The sequence below is a fragment of the Streptacidiphilus sp. ASG 303 genome (assembly GCF_020991365.1).
Taxonomy (GTDB): Bacteria; Actinomycetota; Actinomycetes; order Streptomycetales; family Streptomycetaceae; genus Peterkaempfera.
In genome coordinates this window covers 145706-166722 of sequence record NZ_JAJLRA010000003.1, presented here as the reverse complement: position 1 = coordinate 166722, position 21017 = coordinate 145706, and the positions used below count along the sequence as shown (strand labels likewise).

19 protein-coding genes are annotated in these 21017 nt (G+C 77.8%); 12 read left to right on the top strand and 7 right to left on the bottom strand.

Annotation, left to right across the window (positions count from 1 at the left end):
* Nucleotides 1–7: 7 nt before the first annotated feature.
* Complete coding sequence (sucD, locus tag LO771_RS05575; protein WP_230648594.1) at nucleotides 8–892, top strand: succinate--CoA ligase subunit alpha; 885 nt, start codon at nucleotides 8–10, stop codon at nucleotides 890–892.
* 79 nt (nucleotides 893–971) lie between these two features.
* Here the strand turns inward: sucD and LO771_RS05570 are convergent, their stop codons facing one another.
* The gene (locus tag LO771_RS05570; protein WP_230648593.1) at nucleotides 972–2159 is read right to left on the bottom strand and encodes an RNA polymerase sigma factor; all 1188 of its coding nucleotides are present in this window, start codon (nucleotides 2157–2159) and stop codon (nucleotides 972–974) included.
* Between the two features lie 76 nt (nucleotides 2160–2235).
* Here LO771_RS05570 and LO771_RS05565 point away from each other — a divergent pair, with 76 nt between their 5' ends.
* The gene (locus LO771_RS05565) at nucleotides 2236–3729 is read left to right on the top strand and encodes a DUF6350 family protein (protein ID WP_230648591.1); all 1494 of its coding nucleotides are present in this window, start codon (nucleotides 2236–2238) and stop codon (nucleotides 3727–3729) included.
* A 155-nt stretch (nucleotides 3730–3884) separates the two neighbouring features.
* Here LO771_RS05565 and LO771_RS05560 read toward each other — a convergent pair whose 3' ends face one another.
* The gene (locus LO771_RS05560) at nucleotides 3885–4655 is read right to left on the bottom strand and encodes a hypothetical protein (RefSeq protein WP_230648590.1); all 771 of its coding nucleotides are present in this window, start codon (nucleotides 4653–4655) and stop codon (nucleotides 3885–3887) included.
* A 609-nt stretch (nucleotides 4656–5264) separates the two neighbouring features.
* Here LO771_RS05560 and purN point away from each other — a divergent pair.
* Nucleotides 5265–5951 carry a phosphoribosylglycinamide formyltransferase gene (purN, locus tag LO771_RS05555; protein WP_374228075.1) on the top strand — a complete coding sequence of 229 codons (687 nt, stop codon included), beginning with the start codon at nucleotides 5265–5267 and terminating at the stop codon, nucleotides 5949–5951.
* Nucleotides 5948–7534: a bifunctional phosphoribosylaminoimidazolecarboxamide formyltransferase/IMP cyclohydrolase gene (gene purH / locus LO771_RS05550; protein WP_230648587.1), complete on the top strand. Its 1587-nt coding sequence runs from the start codon at nucleotides 5948–5950 to the stop codon at nucleotides 7532–7534. Before purN ends, purH begins: the two co-directional genes overlap by 4 nt.
* A 77-nt stretch (nucleotides 7535–7611) precedes the next feature.
* Here the strand turns inward: purH and LO771_RS05545 are convergent, their stop codons facing one another.
* On the bottom strand, nucleotides 7612–8337 hold the full coding sequence (locus tag LO771_RS05545; RefSeq protein WP_230648585.1) for an RDD family protein: 726 nt from the start codon (nucleotides 8335–8337) through the stop codon (nucleotides 7612–7614).
* A 594-nt stretch (nucleotides 8338–8931) separates the two neighbouring features.
* Here LO771_RS05545 and LO771_RS05540 point away from each other — a divergent pair.
* Both LO771_RS05540 and LO771_RS05535 read left to right on the top strand, forming a co-directional pair.
* Nucleotides 8932–9795, top strand: coding sequence for a bifunctional methylenetetrahydrofolate dehydrogenase/methenyltetrahydrofolate cyclohydrolase (locus LO771_RS05540; RefSeq protein ID WP_230648583.1), 864 nt, complete (start codon nucleotides 8932–8934; stop codon nucleotides 9793–9795).
* Nucleotides 9796–9806: 11 nt separating this feature from the next.
* Nucleotides 9807–10223: a DUF3017 domain-containing protein gene (locus tag LO771_RS05535; protein WP_230648582.1), complete on the top strand. Its 417-nt coding sequence runs from the start codon at nucleotides 9807–9809 to the stop codon at nucleotides 10221–10223.
* 138 nt (nucleotides 10224–10361) lie between these two features.
* On the opposite strand, the gene LO771_RS05530 is transcribed toward LO771_RS05535, so the two are convergent.
* Complete coding sequence (locus LO771_RS05530; RefSeq protein ID WP_230648581.1) at nucleotides 10362–10724, bottom strand: hypothetical protein; 363 nt, start codon at nucleotides 10722–10724, stop codon at nucleotides 10362–10364.
* Between the two features lie 204 nt (nucleotides 10725–10928).
* Here LO771_RS05530 and LO771_RS05525 point away from each other — a divergent pair, with 204 nt between their 5' ends.
* Both LO771_RS05525 and LO771_RS05520 read left to right on the top strand, forming a co-directional pair.
* Complete coding sequence (locus tag LO771_RS05525; RefSeq protein WP_230648580.1) at nucleotides 10929–12251, top strand: XRE family transcriptional regulator; 1323 nt, start codon at nucleotides 10929–10931, stop codon at nucleotides 12249–12251.
* A gap of 110 nt (nucleotides 12252–12361) precedes the next feature.
* Nucleotides 12362–13351 carry a malate dehydrogenase gene (locus tag LO771_RS05520; protein ID WP_230648578.1) on the top strand — a complete coding sequence of 330 codons (990 nt, stop codon included), beginning with the start codon at nucleotides 12362–12364 and terminating at the stop codon, nucleotides 13349–13351.
* 96 nt (nucleotides 13352–13447) lie between these two features.
* Here the strand turns inward: LO771_RS05520 and LO771_RS05515 are convergent, their stop codons facing one another.
* Both LO771_RS05515 and LO771_RS05510 read right to left on the bottom strand, forming a co-directional pair.
* Entirely contained in the window at nucleotides 13448–14251 is an 804-nt protein-coding gene (locus LO771_RS05515; RefSeq protein ID WP_255743867.1) for a MerR family transcriptional regulator, read from the bottom strand.
* Between the two features lie 90 nt (nucleotides 14252–14341).
* The gene (locus LO771_RS05510) at nucleotides 14342–15814 is read right to left on the bottom strand and encodes a PLP-dependent aminotransferase family protein (protein WP_230648575.1); all 1473 of its coding nucleotides are present in this window, start codon (nucleotides 15812–15814) and stop codon (nucleotides 14342–14344) included.
* Nucleotides 15815–15864: 50 nt separating this feature from the next.
* Between LO771_RS05510 and LO771_RS05505 the strand changes: the two genes are divergently transcribed.
* The 3 genes from LO771_RS05505 (at nucleotide 15865) to LO771_RS05490 (ending at nucleotide 18094) form a co-directional block, all read left to right on the top strand.
* Nucleotides 15865–16359, top strand: coding sequence for a carboxymuconolactone decarboxylase family protein (locus LO771_RS05505; protein WP_230648574.1), 495 nt, complete (start codon nucleotides 15865–15867; stop codon nucleotides 16357–16359).
* Nucleotides 16360–16539: 180 nt separating this feature from the next.
* On the top strand, nucleotides 16540–16905 hold the full coding sequence (locus LO771_RS05495; RefSeq protein ID WP_230648572.1) for a hypothetical protein: 366 nt from the start codon (nucleotides 16540–16542) through the stop codon (nucleotides 16903–16905).
* A 7-nt stretch (nucleotides 16906–16912) separates the two neighbouring features.
* Nucleotides 16913–18094 (top strand): glutathionylspermidine synthase family protein, encoded by a 1182-nt coding sequence (locus LO771_RS05490; RefSeq protein ID WP_230648570.1) that lies wholly within the window; start codon nucleotides 16913–16915, stop codon nucleotides 18092–18094.
* 37 nt (nucleotides 18095–18131) lie between these two features.
* On the opposite strand, the gene rocD is transcribed toward LO771_RS05490, so the two are convergent.
* Nucleotides 18132–19391, bottom strand: coding sequence for an ornithine--oxo-acid transaminase (gene rocD / locus LO771_RS05485; protein WP_230648568.1), 1260 nt, complete (start codon nucleotides 19389–19391; stop codon nucleotides 18132–18134).
* A 158-nt stretch (nucleotides 19392–19549) separates the two neighbouring features.
* Between rocD and LO771_RS05480 the strand changes: the two genes are divergently transcribed.
* Entirely contained in the window at nucleotides 19550–20965 is a 1416-nt protein-coding gene (locus LO771_RS05480; protein ID WP_230648566.1) for a hemolysin family protein, read from the top strand.
* The last annotated feature ends 52 nt before the right edge of the window (nucleotides 20966–21017 follow it).

The window sequence follows — 21017 nt, the reverse complement described above, 5'->3', positions numbered from 1 at the left end:
TCGAACCATGGCTATCTTCCTCACCAAGGAAAGCAAGGTCATCGTCCAGGGCATGACCGGCTCCGAGGGCATGAAGCACACCCGCCGCATGCTCGCGTCCGGCACCGCCATCGTCGGTGGCGTGAACCCCCGCAAGGCCGGCACCACCGTGGACGTGGACGGCAGCGAGGTCCCGGTCTTCGGCAGCGTCAAGGAGGCCATCGAGGCCACCGGCGCCGACGTGACCGTCATCTTCGTGCCGCCGAAGTTCACCAAGGACGCCGTCGTCGAGGCGATCGACGCCGAAATCGGCCTGGCCGTCGTCATCACCGAGGGCGTGCCGGTCCACGACACGGCCGCCTTCTGGGCGTACGCGGGCGCCAAGGGCAACAAGACCCGGATCATCGGCCCCAACTGCCCCGGCCTGATCAGCCCCGGACAGTCCAACGCCGGCATCATCCCCGCCGACATCACCTCGGCCGGCCGCATCGGTCTGGTGTCCAAGTCGGGCACGCTGACCTACCAGATGATGTACGAGCTGAGCGACCTCGGCTTCTCCTCGGCGGTGGGCATCGGCGGCGACCCGATCATCGGCACCACCCACATCGACGCCCTGCAGGCCTTCCAGGACGACCCCGACACCGACCTGATCGTCATGATCGGCGAGATCGGCGGCGACGCGGAGGAGCGCGCGGCGGCGTACATCAAGGAGCACATCACCAAGCCGGTCGTCGGCTACGTGGCGGGCTTCACCGCGCCCGAGGGCAAGACCATGGGCCACGCCGGCGCCATCGTCTCCGGCTCCTCCGGCACCGCGCAGGCCAAGAAGGAGGCGCTGGAGGCCGCGGGCGTGAAGGTCGGCAAGACCCCGTCCGAGACCGCCCGCCTGGCCCGCCAGCTCCTCCAGGGCTGATCCGCCGCCGCGCCGCCCGGCCGTACCCGGCCGGCGGCGCGGCAGCCGGGCACGCCGCCGAGGGCGCCCCGCCCGGACCTCACGGTCCCGGGTCGGGCGCCCTCGGCGCGTCCCGGTCCGGGGGCGTGCCCGGGGCCGTGCCCGGGGGCGGACCGCCGTCCCGGTCCGCTCCCGCGCCGGTTCCTCCTCCGTCCGGGTCCGGCACGGCGTCCGGCCCCGGGCACCACGTGTCGAGTCCGGCCGTGCAGGCCGACGCCGGCTCCCCCGGACCGCGGTGGTCCCCCAGCAGCCGCGACGGCCCGACGCCCAGCGCGGTGGCCAGCGCCGTGACCACGGCGCCCGCGACCAGCAGGGCGGCGCCGCCGGCGACCGCGCGGGTGCGGACCGCGCTCTGCCGCCGCACCTGCTCGGCCGTGGCGGCGGGCGGTGCCGCCCGGCACCCGCGCTCCGCCGCCTCCCGCAGCAGGCCGCCGATCCGCCGGCCGACGGCGTCACCGGCCGGTCCGCCGACGGCCCTGCCGTCCCGGCCGCTGCCCCGCCCGTCGTCCCGCCCGTCGGACACCGCTCCGAGCACCGTCGTCCCCGACCCCGCCGCTCCGGACAGCGACCCGGACAGCGACCCGGACAGCGACCCGGACAGCACCCCGGGCACCGCCCCTGCCAGCGCCTCCCGTGCCGCGGCGATCCGCCGCCGGGTGGCGGGGACGCTCGCCTCCGTCTCGGCGGCGGTCTCCGCCGTGTCCACCCCCGCCACGTCGTGCAGCACCAGCGCGGCCCGTCTGCCGCGGGGCAGGCGCAGCAGGGCGTCCGCCAGCGCGTCCCCGACCGCCTCGGCCCCGCCGACCGCCTCCGTCCCACCGACCGCCTCCGTCCCACCGGCCGCGGCCGCCCCGGAAGCGGCCCCGCCGCGTCGGCGCCGCCCGCCCCGGGCGGCCCGCCGCCACGGGGCGAGCGCGTCCGCGTACAGCGCCGCCCGCACCCACTGCCCCGGCTCCGCGGCCTCCGCCACGTCGGGCCAGCGGTCCCAGGCGGCCGCGAAGGCGCGCCGGACGCACGCGTCCGCCCGGCGTGCGTCGCCCAGCAGCAGGAAGGCCTGTCGCAGCAGCGGCCAGGCGGCGGCCCCGTACAGGGCGTCGAAGGCGGCTCGGTCCCCGGCGGTGCGGTGGTTCCGGACGCCTTCGCGCAGGCCGGCCACCGACCACCCCGCGGAGGCGGGCTCCCCGGGCGCCTCGCCCCAGGTCGGCCATCGGGTCGGAGATGTGTGCATATCCATATGATCTGCGACACGTCGACCATTCCGCCCTTCGGCGCGTGCGCCCTCCGCCCTGCCAGCATGGTCGGACATGACCTCCCTCACCGGCGGCCGGGCCCCGGCCACCCCCCGGACCCCCCGGAAACCGGGGCCGTCCCGAACCGGCCCCCCGTCCGGAGCGCCGCCCGGCCCGCCGCCCGGTCCACCGGCGGTCTCCGCGCTCCCGACCGGCCTCGCCGCCGGGGCCGCCGCCGCACTCGGCGGCCTCGCCCTGACCGCGGCGCCCGTCCTGCTGCTGTGGGTCGTCTCGCCCTACGTCCAGGACGGCGCCGGGGGCGCCGTCCACCTCGCCGCCTGCCTGTGGCTGCTCGCCCACGGCGCCGACCTGGTCCGTGCCACCGCGTCCGGCCCGGACGCCCCCACCGCGCCCGTCGGCGTGGTCCCGCTGCTCCTCACGGCGGCCGTGCTGGCCCTCCTGCACCGCGCCGGCCGCCGCACCGGACGGGCGCTCTGCGACGCCGCCGGGCGCCCGTACGGCACGGAGCTGCCGCTCCGCGCCGTCGCCGCCGCCCTGCCCGCCGTCTGCGGCGGCTACGCGGCCGTGGCGGCCGTCGCCGCCGCCGTCGCCTCCGGGGACGCCGGGCTGCGCGCCCGGCCCGTGCCCGCGCTGGCGGCCGCGGTGCTGGTGGCGGTGGTCGGCGCCGCTGCCGGCCTCCGCTCCGCGGTCCGCCCGCGGCGGCCGGAGGCCCCGCGGGCCCTGCTGCGTCTGCGGGCCCTGCTGCGGCGCCCGGACGGCCCGGCCGGACCGCCCCCCGGCCGGTGGAGCCGCTGGAGCAGCCGGGGCCGGTGGCGTCCGGCGGAGCGGTTCTTCCCCCGGGAGGCTGCGGTCCCGGTCCTGCGGGCCGCGCTCGCGGGGTGGGCCGCCCTGGCGGGAGTGGGGGCGGCGGTGCTCGGCGCGTCCCTGCTCCTCCACGGCGACGCGGCCGGGCGCGCCGTGCCGGCCCTCGCCCCCGACCTGCCCGGGCAGGCCGGCCTGGTGCTGCTCTGCCTGTCCCTATACCCGGACGCCGTGGTGTGGAGCGCCTCCTACGCGCTCGGTCCCGGCTTCGCCCTCGGCGGCGGCACGGTGGCGCCGTACGCCGCGTCCCCCGGGCCCGTACCGGGCCTCCCTCTGCTGGCCGCGCTGCCGCTGCCCGGGCCGCACGGGGTGCCGGGACCGCTCGGGTGGGCCGCCCTCGCCCTGCCGCCGCTGGCCGGCGCCGCGCTCGGGGCGGTCCTCGGCAGGGCCGCGGCCGGCAGGGACTGGCACCCGGCGGCCACCGCCGTCGCGGCGTGCGCGGCCGCCCTCGCCGCCGGCGCCGCCTTCGCGGCCTGCGCCGCCGCCTCCGGCGGGGCGCTCGGTACCGAGCGGCTGGCCGTCCTCGGCCCGCCGCCGTGGCCGACGGGCGCGGCGGCCGCCGCCTGGACCGCGGCCTCCGGGGCGCCGGTCGCCCTGCTGGTCCGCTGGGTCCTGCGCCGCCGCGCCGTACGGGCCGCGCCCGGCGCCCCCGGCGGTGACGCGCACCGGCGGCGGCGCAGGACCTGACCGCCCCCGGCGGCCCGTACCGTCCCGCCGTGCCGTGCCGAGACGTGCCGCCGTGCCTTGCCGTCCCGCCGTGCCGTGCCGTGCCGTCCCGCCGTGCCGTGCCGTGCCGTCCCGCCGTGCCGGGCGCCGTGCCCGGTGCGGGCGTCAGGTGCTGTTCAGGGCCGGGCCCCGTGCACCCAGGCCGGGGCGAGCGTGCTGCAGCTCTGCTCCGCCCTGTGGGTGAGGGCGTCGGCCATGCAGTCGTAGTAGTCCTTGTAGACCAGGTGCACCGCCCACGACGAGGCGACCAGCGCGAGGGCCACACCGCCGGTGACCAGGCCGCCGACGGCGGCGGGCACCTGGGGCCGGGGCGGCCGGACGGCCGCCCAGCCCGGGGGCGGCAGGGGTGCGGGCTGCTGTCCGGCGGGCGGCGGGGCCGCGGGACCGGGTGCCGCCGCACCGGGTGCCGCCCCGTCGGGTCCGGTGCCGGCCGCGGCCGCCGCGGCGTCGCGCGGGGTGCCGCGCAGGGCGGAGACGCCCCAGTAGACCGCCAGGGCGCCGAGCAGCAGGCCGAGGTAGGGGATGTCGAAGAGCATGAAGAACATGCCCCACATGCCGCACAGCAGCGCGTAGCGGGCCCTGCGCTGCACCGGGTCGGTGGGGTCGTACCGCTGCTGCGGGCCGCCGGACGGGTACGGGCCGCCGGGGCGGCCCTGCCAGCCCGGACTCCAGGGGTGCGGCGGGGGCACCGGGGGCCGGCCGGGGGAGCCGTCCGGGCGGTCGCCGCCCTCCCCGGGCCGCCCGCCCTCGGACCCGCCCGGCCCGTCCGCGCCGGTCCCGCCGCCGGCCGGCGGCGGAGGCGTGCGCGGCTGCCAGGGCCGGTCGGGGGCGTCCGCCGGCGGCGGCGCGAAGGGGTCGCGCTCACCCGTGCTGTTGCCGCTGCTCATCAGTCGTCCGTCCGTCTTCCCCGGTGGTCCGTTGCCGCTTCGCCCCGCCCCGCCTGTGGCGGCCGTCGGGTCCGTCCTCCTCATGATCCCCCAGGAGGCGTTCCCGACGCCCCCCGCCGGACCCTGATTCCGGGGCGGTCGCCGTGCGCCCGTCCGCACACGCTAAGCCCCCGCTCCGTCCGCGCCGCCGCCGGGTGCCGTCCGGGGGGCCGCGGGCGCCCCCCGTCCGCCTCCGGATGCGCGTCCGGAGGGCCTCCGCGCCCGCCTCCCCGCCGCCTCCTCGTCCGTCTCCCCGCCGCCCTCCTCACCGCCCCGGGACCCCGGCCGCGAGATCCCTCTCTCATCTACGCGCGTTGCGCCCGTCTCCGGGTGCGGAGCGCCTCCGACGTGCCGTTATCGTGGTGACGGCTGGGGCGGCCCGCGGGTTCCCCGAGGCCCCGCAGCGCGGCGGGACGGCCTCGCCGCGTCCTCCCCCCCGCCGACGCCCTCCCCGCCCCGCATGTCCCGACTGCCAGCCCGCCCCGCCCCCACCCGGGTCCGACCGCCCGGGGCCGCCCCCCGCAGGCCCCCGGCAGTGGCCGGCGCCGGTCCCGGGGCGGCGGGCGACGGATGATCCCGGAGAACCGAGCAGTGGCCGCCGACGCGCCCCCCGTCCTCACCTTCCCGCCGCCGTCCCCGGGACCCGCCCGCCTGGTCGTCCTGGTCTCCGGCTCGGGCACCAACCTGCAGGCCCTGATCGACGCCTGCGCCGACCCCGCCTACGGCGCCGTGATCGTCGCGGTCGGCGCCGACCGCGACGGCATCGCCGGCCTGGAGCGCGCGGAGCGGGCCGGCATCCCCACGTTCGTCCGCCGCGTCGGCGACTTCGCCGACCGCGCCGCCTGGGACGCCGCCCTCACCGCCGCCACCGGGGAGTACGCGCCCGACCTGGTGGTCTCGGCCGGCTTCATGAAGATCCTCGGCAAGGAGTTCATGGCCCGCCACGAGGGCCGCATCGTCAACACCCACCCCGCCCTGCTGCCCTCCTTCCCCGGCGCCCACGGCGTCCGCGACGCCCTCGCGTACGGCGTCAAGGTCACCGGCTGCACCGTCCACCTGGTCGACGCCGGGGTGGACAGCGGCCCGATCATCGCCCAGGGCGTCGTCGAGGTCGCCGAGGACGACCACGCCGACGGCGGGGAGGCGCTGCACGAGCGCATCAAGACTGTCGAGCGCACCCTGCTCGTCGACGTCGTGGGCCGGCTGGCCCGCGAAGGCCACCGCATCGAGGGACGAAAGGTACGGATCCCTGCATGACCGCCGCCGGTAGCACCCCGCCCCCCACCTCCGAGGACGTCCGCCCCATCCGCAGGGCGCTGGTCAGCGTCTACGACAAGACCGGCCTGGAGGAGCTGGCCCGGGGCCTGCACGCCGCCGGGGTGGAGCTGGTCTCCACCGGCTCCACCGCCGCCCGGATCTCCGCCGCCGGGGTCCCGGTGACCGAGGTCGCCGAGCTGACCGGCTTCCCCGAGTGCCTGGACGGCCGCGTCAAGACCCTGCACCCGCGGGTGCACGCGGGCATCCTCGCCGACCTGCGGCTGGAGTCCCACCGCACGCAGCTCGCCGACCTGGGCGTCGAGCCGTTCGACCTGGTGGTCGTCAACCTGTACCCGTTCCGGCAGACCGTCGCCTCCGGCGCCACCCCGGACGAGTGCGTCGAGCAGATCGACATCGGCGGCCCCTCCATGGTCCGCGCCGCCGCCAAGAACCACCCCTCGGTCGCCGTGGTCGTCGACCCCGCCCGCTACGCCGACGTGCTCTCCGCCGTCGCGTCCGGCGGCTTCGACCTGGCCGCCCGCCGCCGCCTGGCCGGCGAGGCGTTCGCCCACACCGCCGCCTACGACGTGGCGGTCGCGTCCTGGTTCGCCGACGGCTACGCGCCGGCCGACGACGAGGCGTTCCCCGTCTTCCTCGGCTCCGCCTGGGAGCGCCGCGCGGTCCTCCGCTACGGCGAGAACCCCCACCAGGCCGCCGCCCTCTACACCGACGGCAGCGGCACCGGCCTGGCCGGCGCCGAGCAGCTGCACGGCAAGGAGATGTCCTACAACAACTACGTGGACACCGACGCCGCCCGCCGCGCCGCCTACGACCACGACGGTCCGACCGTCGCGATCATCAAGCACGCCAACCCGTGCGGCATCGCCACCGGCGCCGACGTCGCGGAGGCCCACCGCAAGGCGCACGCCTGCGACCCGGTCTCCGCCTACGGCGGCGTGATCGCCGTCAACCGCCCGGTCTCCGTCGCCATGGCGGAGCAGGTCGCGGGGATCTTCACCGAGGTCGTCGTCGCCCCCGACTTCGAGGAGGGCGCGGTCGAGGTCCTCGCCCGCAAGAAGAACATCCGGGTGCTGCGCGCCCCCGGCGCCCCGGACGCCGCGGTCGAGGCCCGTCCGGTCTCCGGCGGCGTGCTGCTCCAGCAGGCCGACCGCATCGACGCCCCGGGCGACGACCCGGCCACCTGGACGCTCGCCACCGGCGAGGCGCTCTCCGGGGCCGAACTGGCCGACCTGGCGTTCGCCTGGCGGGCCTGCCGGGCCGTCAAGTCCAACGCGATCCTGCTGGCGAAGGACGGCGCCACCGTCGGCGTCGGCATGGGCCAGGTCAACCGGGTCGACTCCGCGCGCCTCGCCGTGCAGCGGGCCGGGGAGCGCGCGGCCGGCGCCTTCGCCGCCTCCGACGCGTTCTTCCCCTTCGCCGACGGCCTCCAGGTGCTGGTCGAGGGCGGCGTGCGGGCGGTCGTGCAGCCGGGCGGCTCGGTCCGCGACGAGGAGGTCGTCGCGGCGGCCCGCGAGGCCGGGGTCACCATGTACCTCACCGGCACCCGCCACTTCTTCCACTGACGCCTCCGCCGACGCAGGACGGCCCGCCACCCCCGTACGCGGGGTGGCGGGCCGTCCGGCGTTCCGGCGCGGGTCCGCTACTTCCTGATGACCAGGGTGTGCGCGGCCTTGTCGTGCCAGCCCTGCTGGCGGCCGGAGTTGTCGAAGAACGGCGACAGCCAGACCAGCAGGCCCGGCAGGTAGCACACGGCCCAGCCGACTATCGGGATGATGTAGCGGACGAAGGACGCTCCCAGGCCCGGGTTCTGACCGGTCGTCTCGTTGACGACGCGCAGCCCGACCATCTTCTTGCCGAGCGTCCCGCCCGCGAAGGCGACCATCAGCCACTCGTAGCAGAGCGAGAGCACGGCGAACACCAGGAAGGTCACCATCATCGTGCCGATGAGGCCCATCGACGCGCTCTGGCTCAGCTCGTACTGCCCGGTGGTCGGGTTGTACTGGGTCTCGGCCTTGGAGCCGAGGCCGACGGCGCCCGCCACCCCGGCGAACATGACGATCGAGTAGACGACGCCCACCAGCACGCCGTCGATCAGCCGCGCGCCGAACCGGGCGCCCATCGACGCGATCTGCGGCGTCCCGTAGGGCATCGCGCCGTAGGGCGACTGCTGCGGGTAGCCGTAGGCGGCGGCCGCGTTGGGGTCGTAGCCGGGCTGCCCCTGCGGGTAGGCGTAGCCGGCCTGCGGCTGCTGCGGGTACGCGTAGCCGGGCTGCTGCGGCGGCTGGGGCTGCTGCGGGTAGCCGTAGCCGGGCTGCGGGGGCGGCTGCTGGCCGTAGGGGTTGTTGGGGTCGGGCGGGTAGCTCACGGTCGCCTCCGGGCAGGAAGGGGGACGGGTGGACGTGTTTGGGGACGGCGGGCGTGCGTGGTCCGGGGACCGGCCGGAGAGACTACCGAGCCGCCCGCGGGGCGCGCGGTCCCGCCGTCAGGCCGCGGGGGGCGTGCCCCGGCAGGGGCGTCGCCGCCTTCCTGCGGCCGTGCCGCCCGGGAGGTGCGGCGGGGGCGGCCGGTCCGGGCGAGGGCCGGCGGGGCGCGCCGCCGCGGAGGCGGGCGCGGCGCTCCGGCGCGGCCGGCAGGGGGACCGGTGCGGGTGCGGGACCGGCGGTGCCGCCGACGCCTCCGGCGCCCGGCGGCGCACCGCCCCCGGTCCCGGGCGTCCGTGCATGCTGCGGACTGCTCACCTGTCTCCCCCCGATCACGGCTGCCGCTGCGGCGCCGGACATGTGCGGGGCCAATCGTCGTCGCGGTGGAGCGGGTGTGTCCAGTCGTTGCACGAGGAGCGCACACAACCGTGGCGCAACCGCAACCGGATCACTACGCTCCGCTTGGTGTCGGAGGCCCCCGGCGCGGGAAGGGGCAGCCGGATGCGCGTGCCCGGCCGCCGATCCGGGAGGATGGGGGTATGACCGCCCAGATTCTCGATGGCAAGGCCACCGCAGCAGCGATCAAGTCCGAACTCGCCGAGCGCGTCGCGGCGCTCAGGGCCCGGGGCGTCACCCCCGGCCTGGGCACCGTCCTGGTCGGCGACGACCCCGGCAGCCACTCCTACGTCCGCGGCAAGCACCGCGACTGCGCCCAGGTGGGCATCGCCAGCATCCGCCGCGACCTGCCGGCCGACGCCACCCAGGCCGACGTCGAGGCCGCGGTGCGCGAACTCAACGAGGACCCGGCCTGCACCGGCTACATCGTCCAGCTCCCGCTGCCCAAGGGCCTGGACCCCAACCGGGTCCTGGAGCTGATGGACCCGGCCAAGGACGCCGACGGCCTGCACCCGGTGAACCTGGGCCGCCTGGTCCTCGGCATCGAGGCGCCCCTGCCGTGCACCCCCAACGGCATCCTCGAACTGCTCCGCCGCCACGGCGTGCAGACCCGCGGCGCCCACGTGGTGGTCGTCGGCCGCGGCGTCACCGTCGGCCGCTCCATCGGCCTGCTGCTGACCCGCCGCTCCGAGAACGCCACGGTCACCCTCACCCACACCGGCACCCGCGACCTCTCGGCCGAGCTGCGGCGCGCCGACATCATCGTGGCCGCCGCCGGCGTGCCGCACCTGGTCAAGGCGTCCGACGTGCGCCCCGGCGCGGCCGTGCTGGACGTCGGCGTCAGCCGCACCGAGGCGGGCCTGGTCGGCGACGTCGACCCGGGCGTGGCGGAGGTCGCCGGCTGGCTGTCGCCCAACCCGGGCGGCGTCGGCCCCATGACCCGGGCCATGCTGCTCGCCAACATCGTCGAGGCGGCCGAGAAGGCCGCCGACGCCGCGCAGAACTGAGGAGCCGGGGGATGCCGATGGGTGCCGTACGGAGCCGGTCGCGCCGCAGGCCGCCGCTGCGGACCACGGGCACGCTGCCGCCCGAGGGTGCGGCGCCGGCCGCGGACCGGGACCGGCCGCTGCCGGTCCGGCAGTGGCCGATCAGCACGGTGATCGCCGTCGCCGCGGCGGGCCTGGCGGTCACCGCCGCGGACCGCTTCCGCGTCGGCGCCCTCGTCGTCGGCGCCGCCCTGCTGCTCGGGGCGGCCCTGCGGGCGCTGCTGCCGGAGGTGGGCATGCTCGCGGTGCGCAGCCGCTTCACCGACGTGGCGCTGCTGTGCGTGCTGGGCGGCGCGATCGTGCTGCTCGCCCTGATGGCGCAGCCCCACCCGTGGATCCACGTCCCGTTCCTGGACCGGATCACCGGGCTGCTGGGCCGCCCCACCTGACGCGCGGCGGCCGGGCCCCGCGGCCCGGTCCGTGACGCCTCGGCGCCCCGCCCCTCCGCGACGGAGGGGCGGGGCGCCGTGCTGCCGGGGCTCCGCCGCGCCGTCCGGGGTCACCGGGCGGCGGGCGGCCCCGCGGCGTCAGCCGCGGCCGAAGGCGCGGCCGCCCTCGCGGCCGCCCTCGTGGCGGCGGTCGTCACGGCGGTCGTGGCGCCGGTCGTGGCGCCGGTCGTCACGGCGGTCGTGGCGGTCGTGGCGCACGTGGTGCCGGCGGTCGTGGTGGCGCCCGTAGCGCCCGTAGCCGTGGCGGCCGTGGTGCCGGGCGTGCTCGACGTGCTCCGCGTGCCGGGCGTGCTCGGAGTGCGCGGAGGGCGCGCCGGAGGCTGCCGGGACGTCGGTGGTCACGGCACCGGCCGCACCCGCCGAGCCGAGGACGAGTCCCCAGCCCGCGACGGCGAGGGTGGCCGCGACGGCCAGGCGCTTGGCGGTAGAGCGAGTGGTCATGGAATCTGCACCGTTCCTTTGGCTGAAGGCGGAAGCTGGGGGGCGCCGCCCCTGCGGGACGTCCACCCCTTCCGTCACCCAGAGTTGCCCGCCGACAGCGGAGCGGGTATCCAGAAGGAGGTGCCTGGGACGGAAGGGAAGTCCCAGCCCCTGGGCCTGCGGGGACGCCCATCGCGTACGGAGAACCTGGGACGGGGATGGGACATGGCCCGCTGGCAGCCGCTGCCCGGCACGCTCGATCCGGATCTGCACCGCCTGGTCGAGCAGTTGCGGCGGCTCAAGGACCGCAGCGGACTGACCCTGGCCGCCCTCGCCGCGCGCACCCCGTACAGCAAGTCGGCGTGGCAGCGGTACCTCAATGGGCTGAAGTTCCCCCCGCGGCAGGCGGTGGAGGCCCTGGGGCGGATCGCCGGGGCCGACGCCCCGCGCCTGCTGGCGCTCTGGGGGCTCGCCGAGCGCAGCCGCCTGGACGCCGCGCAGCGCTGCGGGCCCACGGCCCCCGCGCCGCCCCCCGCGCCGCCCCCCGCGCCGCAGGCCCCGCCCGCCGTCCCGGCCCCGCCCGTGCGGTCCGCCGCCCCCGGGCAGCGGCTGCCCGACCCGCCGCCCGACGGCCCGCCCCCGGCCCGCCGGCCCTCCGTGCGGACCCTGCTCCTGCGGCCGGGACGCCGTCCCCGGCAGGCGCGCCCCACCGCCCCCGCCCTCGCACCGGCGCTCGCCCTCCTGCTCGCGGTCCTGCTCTGCGCCGCCGCGCCCGCCCTCGGCGGCCCCGGCGCCCGGACCGTCCGCGACACCGTCCGGTCCCTGCTGGACGCCCCCGTCCCGGCCCCGCCCGCCAGGGCCCCCGCCCCGGCGGGCGCCGGCACCCCGGGACCCGGCATCCCGGGACCCGGCATCCCGGGACCCGGCACTGCGAGGCCCGGCACTGCGAGGCCCGGCACTGCGAGGCCCGGCGCCGCGCAGGCCGCCGCCCGGTCGGCCGGACCCCGGCCCGCCGCGTCCCGTCGCGCCTGCCGCGCCGCCGCCTGCCAGGGCCGCGACCCCCTCCGGGAGGGCTGCGCCCGCGACGCCCGCACCGCGAACAGCGCCCTGCTGCCGGGCGGTGAGCTGCGGCTGCGGTGGAGCACCCGCTGCGCCGCGGCCTGGGCCGACCTCGTCGCGTCGGGGCGTCCGCCGTCCGACGCCACCCTCGTCGTCCAGGGCCGCGACGGGGTCCTGCTGGCCTCCCGGGCGTCCGCCGGACGGAGCCCGATGCTCGCCGCCGCCGTGCCCGGCAGCGCCGTCGCCTGCCTCGTCGCCGGCGTGGCCGAGGCGTGCACCGGCAGCGGCCGCGCCGGGCCCCCGCTGCTGCTGCCCGCGATCCCCGCGTCCCCCGCGGCCGCACCCCCGGCGTCCGCGGCGGCGCACCGGCCCGGCGGGGTGCGGCCCGACGCCACGGGGGCCGGCGGGGTGCGGCCCGGCGGACCGGGCGGCGGCCTCCCGGGTGTCAACCTCCGGGGCGCCACCCCGCCCCCCTCCGTCCTGGGATAGCCTGGCCAGCGGTCTCTCGAAGTCGAGAGACCGATCAGGGTCCGGCATGGCGGGCGTGCTCTGCCGGAGCACTGACCCCTCACTCAGGCATCAGCTGGAGAAGGCAGACCATGACCCGCACTCCCGTCACCGTCACCGTCACCGGCGCGGCCGGCCAGATCGGCTACGCGCTGCTGTTCCGCATCGCGTCGGGCCAGCTGCTCGGTGCCGACACCCCGGTCAAGCTGAACCTCCTGGAGATCCCGCAGGGCCTCAAGGCCGCCGAGGGCACCGCCATGGAGCTCGACGACTGCGCCTTCCCGCTGCTGCGCGGCATCGAGATCACCGACGACGCGAACAAGGCGTTCTCCGGCGCCAACGTCGCCCTCCTGGTCGGCGCCCGCCCCCGCACCGCGGGCATGGAGCGCGGCGACCTGCTCTCCGCCAACGGCGGCATCTTCGGCCCGCAGGGCAAGGCCATCAACGACAACGCCGCGGACGACATCAAGGTCCTGGTGGTCGGCAACCCCGCCAACACCAACGCCCTGATCGCCCAGCAGCACGCCCCGGACGTCCCGGCCGAGCGCTTCACCGCCATGACCCGCCTGGACCACAACCGGGCCGTCGCCCAGCTCGCCAAGAAGCTCGGCGCCGACGTCTCCGAGATCCGCCGCCTCACCATCTGGGGCAACCACTCCGCGACCCAGTACCCGGACATCTTCCACGCCGAGGTCGCCGGCAAGAACGCCGCCGAGGCCGTCAACGACGAGACGTGGCTGGCGGAGGAGTTCATCCCGACCGTCGCCAAGCGCGGCGCCGCCATCATCGACGCCCGCGGCGCCTCCTCGGCCGCCTCGGCCGCCAACGCCGCCATCGACCACGTCCACACCTGGGTCAACGGCACCGCCGAGGGCGACTGGACCTCCATGGGCATCGTCTCCGACGGCTCCTACGGCGTGCCCGAGGGCCTCATCTCCTCCTTCCCGGTCACCTGCAAGGACGGGAAGTTCGAGATCGTCCAGGGCCTGGAGATCAGCGACTTCTCCCGCGCCCGCATCGACGCCTCCGTCAAGGAGCTCGCCGAGGAGCGCGACGCGGTCCGCTCCCTCGGCCTCATCTGAGCCGGACGCCCGCGCCCCGCGGCGCACGGCGGCCCGCAGCGCGCACGACGGCCCGCCGCCCCTCCCCGGGGCGGCGGGCCGCCGCGCGTCCGCGCCTCAGCCGACCGGGAACGCCACGTCGCACACCGCGTCGTCCGGCCCCGCCGCCGCCCAGTCGGCGAAGTACACCTCCCGGCCCGGGCCCGTGCGGCGGCGTCCGCCCGCCGCGATCCACTGCGCCACCGCGTCGTACGCCGAGAGGACCTGCGGGTACGCCACCTGCGCCTTCACCAGTCGGGTGTAGGCCTCGCGGTGCGCCGGCTCCCGGCGGGACGCGGTCCCCGCCGGGACCGTCCGCCCGCCGGCGACGGGCACGCACACCTCCACCGGCCCGGCGCCGTCCTCGGTCACCTCGCCGTGGTAGACGACGAACGGCGCCGCCGCCACCCCGCCCAGCGGCCGGGCCGCCTCCTCCAGCCGGCGCACGGCCTCCCCGATCCAGCCGGGCAGCTCCGCCACCCGCACCGTGCGCCGCTCGGTGAGCACCCACTGCTCCGGGACCTCCCGCTCGCGGATCTCGAACATCCCCGTCCTCCCTTCGTCCCCCGCCGACCGGATGCGGAGGTGCACGGCCGGCTCCCGCCGCGCCGCGACCCGGCGCTCCACCGACTCCCGGGACGCCCCGCCCCTGGCCGCCGCCTCGGCGCCGGGCAGCGCCGGCACCTCGGCGGTGGCCGCCGGCGGCATGTCCGGCCGCCGCAGCAGGGCCACGAGGCGGGCGTCGGCCGGCCGGTCCTCCCGGTACCGGCGGTGGCCGCCGGCGGCGTCGACCTCCGCCGGGACCACCAGCCCCAGCCGGTCGTACAGCCGCAGCGCCCTCACCGACGGCCGGGACCGGCGGGCGGACTCGCCGACGGACAGCGGGCCCCGTCGTCCCCCACGTGTGCACCCCTCCGCGCCGGACCCCGTCGGCCCGGCCTCTCGAGGTTCCCGCCTGACCCGGGGGGAGAGTCAAGCGGACAGCCGAGCACGGTCCGCCAGCAGCCCGCACAGCAGGTCCAGGGCCCCCGTGAAGGCGTGGTCGGGCGGGGTGCCGTAGCCGACCACCAGCGCGGGCGGGTACGGCTCCCGGTCGGCCGGGTCGCGGTAGCGCCCCAGGGTGTGCAGGGCCAGGCCGCGCCGGGCGGCGCGCGCCGTCAGCGCCTTCCCGTCCGCGTGCGCCGGGCCCTCCCCGGCGAGCCGCGGCGGCAGCTCCAGCACCGCGTGCAGGCCCGCCGCGATCCCGGTCACGGCCACGTCCGGGGCGTGCTGCGCCACCGCCGCCGCCAGCCGGTCGCGGCGGCGCCGGTAGTGCAGCCGGGCCCGGCGCACCTGCCGGTCGTACCCGCCGGAGTCGATCAGCTCGGCGAGGGCCAGCTGCTCCAGGACGGGGGAGTGGTGGTCGGAGAGCCGCTTCTCCGCCACCACGGCGTCCAGCAGCCGCGGCGGCACCGCCAGCCAGGCCAGCCGCAGCCCGGGCGCGAGGCTCTTGCTGGCCGTCCCCGCGTACACCACGTGCTCCGGGTCCAGGCCCTGCAGGGCGCCCACCGGCTGCCGGTCGTAGCGGAACTCGCCGTCGTAGTCGTCCTCCACCAGGACCGCGCCGGTGCGCCGCGCCCACGTCACCGCGGCGGTCCGCCGGTCCGGGCGCAGCGGCACCCCGGCCGGGAACTGGTGGGAGGGGGTCAGCAGCGCCGCGGCCGGGCCCGCCGCCAGCAGGTCGGTGCGGGCGCCGCCCGCGTCCACCGGCAGCCGGTCCACCGCCAGGCCCGCCGCCTCCAGGACCCGCCGGGTGTCGTGGAAGCCCAGGGCCTCGACCGCGACCCGCCGGCCGCCCAGCCGGTGCAGCGCCCGCCCCAGCACCCCGGCCGCCTGCACGAAGCCGGTGCAGACCACGACCAGCTCCGGGTCGGTGCGCACCCCCCGGGTGCGGGCCAGGTACCCCGCCAGGGCGCGCCGCAGCTCCGGCAGCCCCTGCGGGTCGGTGTAGCCGAGCACGCGGTTGGGTGCGGCGTCCAGGGCCCGCCGGGTCGCGGCGAGCCAGGCGGTGCGGGGGAAGAGCGACAGGTCCGGGCTGCCGGGCCGCAGGTCGTACGGGAGCGAGGCGTCGCCCGGTGCCGCGAACGGGTCGTCCGGGGCGGACCGGCGCCGTGGCGCGCGTCCGGCCCGCGGCGCGCCGTCCGGCCGCTCCGCCACCCGCGTCCCCGAGCCCTGACGTGCCGTCAGCCAGCCCTCGGCGACGAGCTGCCCGTACGCGTCGGCCACCGTGTTGCGGGCCAGCCCCAGGTCGCGGGCGAGCGTCCGCGACGACGGCAGCCGGCTCCCCGGCGCGAGCCGCCCGCCCCGCACCGCGTCGCGCAGCGCCCGTTCCAGGGCCGCCCGCACCCCGGGGCCCGGGGCGAGGTCGAGGTGCAGGTCGCTGCCAGGAATGGCCCGTGGTCCCATGCCCCAAGTGGACCACGCCCGCGGGCCGCCCCGCCCCTAGCGTGGAACCCATGACGACGACAGCACCCGCCCTCGACGACGCCCCCGTCCCCGCGCCCGCGCCGCGCATCCGCCTCCAGCAGGTCCCCGGCGTCTACGAGGCCATGACGGCCCTGGACAAGGCCGCCGCCGACGGCCTCGACCCGGTGGTGGCCGAACTGGTCCGCACCCGCGCCTCCCAGCTCAACGGCTGCGCCTTCTGCCTCGACATGCACAGCCGCGACGCCCGCCGCCGCGGCGTGCCCGAGCACAAGCTCCACACCCTCGCCGCCTGGCGCGAGACCCCCTTCTTCACCGCCCGCGAGCGCGCCGCCCTGGCCCTCACCGAGGCCGTCACCCGCCTCGGCGACCACGGCGTGCCGGACGAGGTGTACGACGAGGCCGCCCGCCGGTTCGAGGAGCCCGAACTGGCGCGCCTGCTCGCCCTGGCCGTCGCCATCAACGCCTGGAACCGCATCGGCGTCGCCACCCGCATGTCCCCGACGCCCCGCCACGACCACGCCTGACACCCGCACGCCCGACACCCGCACGCCCGGCGTCCGCACCCCCGGCGTCCGGCGCAGCACCCCCTCTGCCGCCGCCGCGGCCCGGCCGCTAGGGTGGTCGGCCGGTACGGACGCGGCCCCTCGGGCCGCACGGTCCGGCCGCCCCCCGCGGCGGCCGGCGGACACGGGGAGCGGAGCACCATGGCGGACACGGCGGCGACCGGCGCGAGACGCAAGCGGTCCCAGGCATTCCAGCTCGGCGTCGTCAGCGCCGTCGCCCTCGCCCTGACCTCCTGCGGCAGCGACGACAGCCCCGACCTGCGCTGCGTCGACACGAAGACCTTCAAGAACGTCGCCGACCGCCTGTGCAACGGCCAGCCCGGCAACGGCTACGCCTCCACCGACCGCTACCAGTGGTACGAGGACGACGGCCACCGCCACGGCACCGCCGCCGGCGGCTACTACGGCCACCGCTACACCGGCCCCCGGGTCTCCAAGGGCTCGCACAAGAGCTCCGGCTTCCACTGGGGCGGCTTCGGCGGCCACGGGCACAGCAGCGGCGGCTGAGCGGCCGATGCAGCGCCACCGCACCGAGCCCCGCCCCGGCTGGCAGCAGACCGTCGAGGAGCAGGGCCTGATCTACCCGCTCACCCGCCACCCCGACGGCTCGCTGCGCCCCTACTGGGACGAGTCGGCCTACTACTCCTTCACCCTCCCCGAGGTCGAGGCGCTGGAGGGGGTCGTCGAGGAGCTGCACCGCCTCTGCCTGGAGGCCGCCGCGCACATCGTGGCCGAGGACCGCTTCGCCGACCTCGGCATCACCGACCCGGCGGTCGCCGCCGCCGTCGCGGAGTCCTGGCGCCGCCGCGCCGAGCAGCCCAGCCTGTACGCCCGCTTCGACCTGCGGTACGACGGCACCGGCCCGGCCAAGCTGCTGGAGTACAACGCCGACACCCCGACCTCGCTGGTGGAGGCCGCGAGCCCCCAGTGGTTCTGGATGGAGGAGCGCTTCCCCGGCGCCGACCAGTGGAACTCCCTCCACGAGCGCCTCGTCGCCGCCTGGCGCAACCAGGCCCGGCTGCTGCCGCCCGGCCACCCCGTGCACTTCGCCCACTCGCACGACGACGAGCTCGGCGAGGACCAGATGACGGTGGTCTACCTCATGGAGACCGCCCGGCAGGCCGGCCTCGACACCCGCTCCCTCGCCGTCGAGGACATCGGCTGGGACTCCCTCGCGGGCCGGTTCGTCGACCGGCAGTGCCGCTTCCTGCGGACCGTCTTCAAGCTCTACCCGTGGGAGTGGCTGGTCTCCGACGCCTTCGGCGCGCACGCCCTGCGCACCGCCGACCTGGGCGGCGGCACCGGCTCCACCCTGTGGATCGAGCCGGCCTGGAAGATGCTGCTCTCCAACAAGGCGCTGCTCGCCGTGCTCTGGGAGCTCAACCCCGGCCACCCCAACCTGCTCCCCGCGTACCTCGACGGCCCGCGCGGCCTGGCCCGCTGGGCGGCCAAGCCGCTGCTCGGCCGGGAGGGCGCCGGCGTGCTGCTCCACGACGGCACCGGGCCCGCCCCCGTGCCGGACCCGGCGGTGCGCCACTGCTGGCAGGAGCTGGCCCCGCTGCCCGACTTCGACGGCAACCGGACCGTCCTGGGCGCCTGGGTGGTGGAGGACGAGCCGGCCGGGCTCGGCATCCGCGAGTCCGACGGGCCGGTCACCGACGAGTACGCGCGCTTCCTGCCGCACGTCATCCTCTGACGGTCCGCCGGCGCCCGGGCGCCCGGATCCGCACCGGTCAGCCCGTCAGCACCTCCCGCAGCTGCCCCAGCGCCCACGCCAGGTCCTCCTTGGCGACCACCAGCGGCGGGGCGATCCGCACCGTCGAGCCGTGGGTGTCCTTCACCAGCACCCCCCGCTCCATCAGCAGCTCCGACACCCGCCGCCCCGAGCCGAACGCCGGGTCCACGTCCACCCCCGCCCACAGCCCGCGCCCGCGCACCGCCCGCACGGCCCCGTCCGCCGCCAGCGCCGCCAGCTCCCCGTGCAGGTACGCGCCCAGCTCCGCGGACCGCTGCTGGTACTCGCCGGTCCGCAGCAGCGCGATCACCTCCAGCGCCACCGCGCACGCCAGCGGGTTGCCGCCGAAGGTCGAGCCGTGGCTGCCCGGCGTGAAGACGTCCAGCACCGCCCGCGACGACACCACCGCCGACACCGGCACGATGCCGCCGCCCAGCGCCTTGCCCAGCACGTACACGTCCGGCACCACGCCCTCGTGCTCGCAGGCGAAGGTCCGGCCGGTGCGGCCCAGGCCGGACTGGATCTCGTCTGCGACCAGCAGCACGCCGCGCGCCGCCGTCACCTCCCGGACCGCCGCCAGGTAGCCGGGCGGCGGCACCACCACGCCCGCCTCGCCCTGGATCGGCTCCAGCAGCACCGCCACCGTGTCCTCGTCCACGGCGGCCTCCAGCGCGGCCCGGTCCCCGTAGGGCACGACCGTGAAGCCCGGCGTGTACGGGCCGAAGCCCTCCCGGGCCTCGGGGTCCGTCGAGAAGGAGACGATCGTCGTGGTGCGGCCGTGGAAGTTGCCCGCCGCCACCACGATCCGCGCCCGGCCCGGCGGCACGCCCTTCACCGTGTAGCCCCACAGCCGGGCCGCCTTTACCGCCGTCTCCACCGCCTCCGCGCCGGTGTTCATCGGCAGCACCGCCTCCATCCCGCACAGCTCCGCCAGCTCCGTGCAGAACGCGGCGAAGCGGTCGTGGTGGAAGGCGCGCGAGGTCAGGGTGACGCGGTCCAGCTGCGCCCGGGCGGCGGCGACCAGCCGGGGGTGGCGGTGGCCGAAGTTGAGCGCCGAGTAGCCCGCCAGCAGGTCCAGGTAGCGGCGCCCCGCCACGTCCGTCATCCACGCGCCCTCCGCCTCGGCGACCACCAGCGGCAGCGGGTGGTAGTTGTGGGCGCTGTGGGCGTCCGCGGCCGCGATGAGACCGGCGGTCGGGTCGGGGGCGGCGGCCGGGCCGGCGGCCGGGCCGGGTGCGGGGCTGTGCGGATCGCTCATGGCTTCTCTCCACCGGGTCGCCGTTGACCGAGGGCGGGGCCCGTGGCCGTGCGGCCCCTGCCTCGACTGTAGGGGCCCGCGCCCGCCTCCGGCAGGGCCCGGCGGGCCCGCCCGGCCGGGCGGGACCACGGGCGCCGGCGGGTTCCTAGACTTCCCCTGTGAACGACACCCTCGGGGACGCCGCGCTCGTCCTGGTCTTCATCCTGGTCGGCGGCCTCTTCAACGTGGCCGAGATCGCCCTCATCTCCCTGCGGGAGGGCCAGATCCGGGCCCTCGCCGAGCGGGGCACCAAGCGGGCCTCGCGGGCGGCCCACCTGGCCGGCGACCCCAACCGCTTCCTGGCCGCCGTGCAGGTCGGGGTGACCTGCATGGGGTTCCTGTCGGCGGCCTTCGGCGCCGAGACCCTCGCGGGCAAGGCCGCCCCGCTCTTCGAGGACCTCGGCCTGGCGCCGGGGATCGCCGACACCGTGGCCCTGGTCGGGCTCACGCTGGTGATCTCCTACATCTCCCTCGTCCTCGGCGAGCTGACCCCCAAGCGGATCGGCCTCCAGCGGGCCGAGCCCATCGCCCTGCTCGCCGCGCCCGCCGTGGACGTGATCTCGGTCGTGCTGCGCCCGGCGATCTGGCTCCTCTCCCGCTCCACCAACCTCATGGTGCGGCTGCTGGGCGGCGACCCCAGGGCCGGGCGGGACGCGATGAGCCAGGAGGAGCTGCGCGGCCTGGTGGCGTCCAACACCGAGCTGGGCGCCGACGAGCGGCAGCTGATCGCGGAGGTCTTCGCGGCGGGGGAGCGGCAGCTGCGCGAGGTCATGGTGCCCCGCACCGAGGTCACCTTCCTCGACGCGGACCGCGCGCTGGACGAGGTCCGGGCCGAGGTCGGCCGCTACCCGCACTCCCGCTACCCCGTGGTCGACGGCTCGTACGACACGGTGGTCGGCTTCGTGCACGTCCGCGACCTGTACCGGCCCGACGACGGCTCCGGCGCCCCGGCCCGCACGGTGCGCGACCTCGCGCGCCCGGTGAAGCTGCTCCCGGACACCAACCGCGTCCTGCCGTCGATGTCGGAGATGCGCCGCGAGGGGCACCACCTGGCGATCGTCGTCGACGAGTACAGCGGCACGGCGGGCATCGTGACGCTGGAGGACCTCGTGGAGGAGGTGGTGGGCGAGATCCGCGACGAGTACGACCAGGCCGCCACCGCCACCCTGCGGCTCGCGGGCGGCGGCATGGAGGTGGACGGACTGCTCAACCTCGCCGACTTCGCGGAGGAGACCGGCGTCGAGCTGCCGCAGGGACCGTACGAGACCGTCGCCGGCTACACGGTCGCCGCCCTCGGCCGCCTGCCGGCCGTCGGCGACCAGGTCGCGGCCGCGGGCGGCTACCGCCTCACCGTCGCCGCGCTCGACGGCCGCCGCATCGCCCGCGTCCGCGTCACCGCTGCGGGCGTCCCCGCGCCGGGTGCGCCGGGTGCGCCGGGTGCGCCGGGTGCGCCGGGTGCGCCGGGTGCGGCCGGTCCCGCCGAGTCCGTGCCCGGTCCGGGCCGCCCGGGACCCTCCGGAGCGGCCCGTCCGTGACGCCGGGGCCGCCGCCCGCGCCCCTCCGGGGGCGGGCGGCGCGCGGAGCGGT

Excerpts from the sequence above, each read along its gene's own strand:
- LO771_RS05560 (WP_230648590.1), bottom strand. The coding sequence starts at position 4,655 with ATGAGCAGCGGCAACAGCACGGGTGAGCGCGACCCCTTCGCGCCGCCG.
- LO771_RS05530 (WP_230648581.1), bottom strand. The coding sequence starts at position 10,724 with ATGACCACTCGCTCTACCGCCAAGCGCCTGGCCGTCGCGGCCACCCTC.
- LO771_RS05505 (WP_230648574.1), top strand. The coding sequence starts at position 15,865 with ATGACGACGACAGCACCCGCCCTCGACGACGCCCCCGTCCCCGCGCCC.
- LO771_RS05525 (WP_230648580.1), top strand. The coding sequence starts at position 10,929 with ATGGCCCGCTGGCAGCCGCTGCCCGGCACGCTCGATCCGGATCTGCAC.
- LO771_RS05495 (WP_230648572.1), top strand. The coding sequence starts at position 16,540 with ATGGCGGACACGGCGGCGACCGGCGCGAGACGCAAGCGGTCCCAGGCA.
- LO771_RS05565 (WP_230648591.1), top strand. The coding sequence starts at position 2,236 with ATGACCTCCCTCACCGGCGGCCGGGCCCCGGCCACCCCCCGGACCCCC.
- LO771_RS05535 (WP_230648582.1), top strand. The coding sequence starts at position 9,807 with ATGCCGATGGGTGCCGTACGGAGCCGGTCGCGCCGCAGGCCGCCGCTG.
- LO771_RS05570 (WP_230648593.1), bottom strand. The coding sequence starts at position 2,159 with ATGCACACATCTCCGACCCGATGGCCGACCTGGGGCGAGGCGCCCGGG.
- LO771_RS05520 (WP_230648578.1), top strand. The coding sequence starts at position 12,362 with ATGACCCGCACTCCCGTCACCGTCACCGTCACCGGCGCGGCCGGCCAG.
- sucD (WP_230648594.1), top strand. The coding sequence starts at position 8 with ATGGCTATCTTCCTCACCAAGGAAAGCAAGGTCATCGTCCAGGGCATG.
- LO771_RS05540 (WP_230648583.1), top strand. The coding sequence starts at position 8,932 with ATGACCGCCCAGATTCTCGATGGCAAGGCCACCGCAGCAGCGATCAAG.
- purN (WP_374228075.1), top strand. The coding sequence starts at position 5,265 with ATGATCCCGGAGAACCGAGCAGTGGCCGCCGACGCGCCCCCCGTCCTC.
- rocD (WP_230648568.1), bottom strand. The coding sequence starts at position 19,391 with ATGAGCGATCCGCACAGCCCCGCACCCGGCCCGGCCGCCGGCCCGGCC.
- LO771_RS05510 (WP_230648575.1), bottom strand. The coding sequence starts at position 15,814 with ATGGGACCACGGGCCATTCCTGGCAGCGACCTGCACCTCGACCTCGCC.
- LO771_RS05490 (WP_230648570.1), top strand. The coding sequence starts at position 16,913 with ATGCAGCGCCACCGCACCGAGCCCCGCCCCGGCTGGCAGCAGACCGTC.
- purH (WP_230648587.1), top strand. The coding sequence starts at position 5,948 with ATGACCGCCGCCGGTAGCACCCCGCCCCCCACCTCCGAGGACGTCCGC.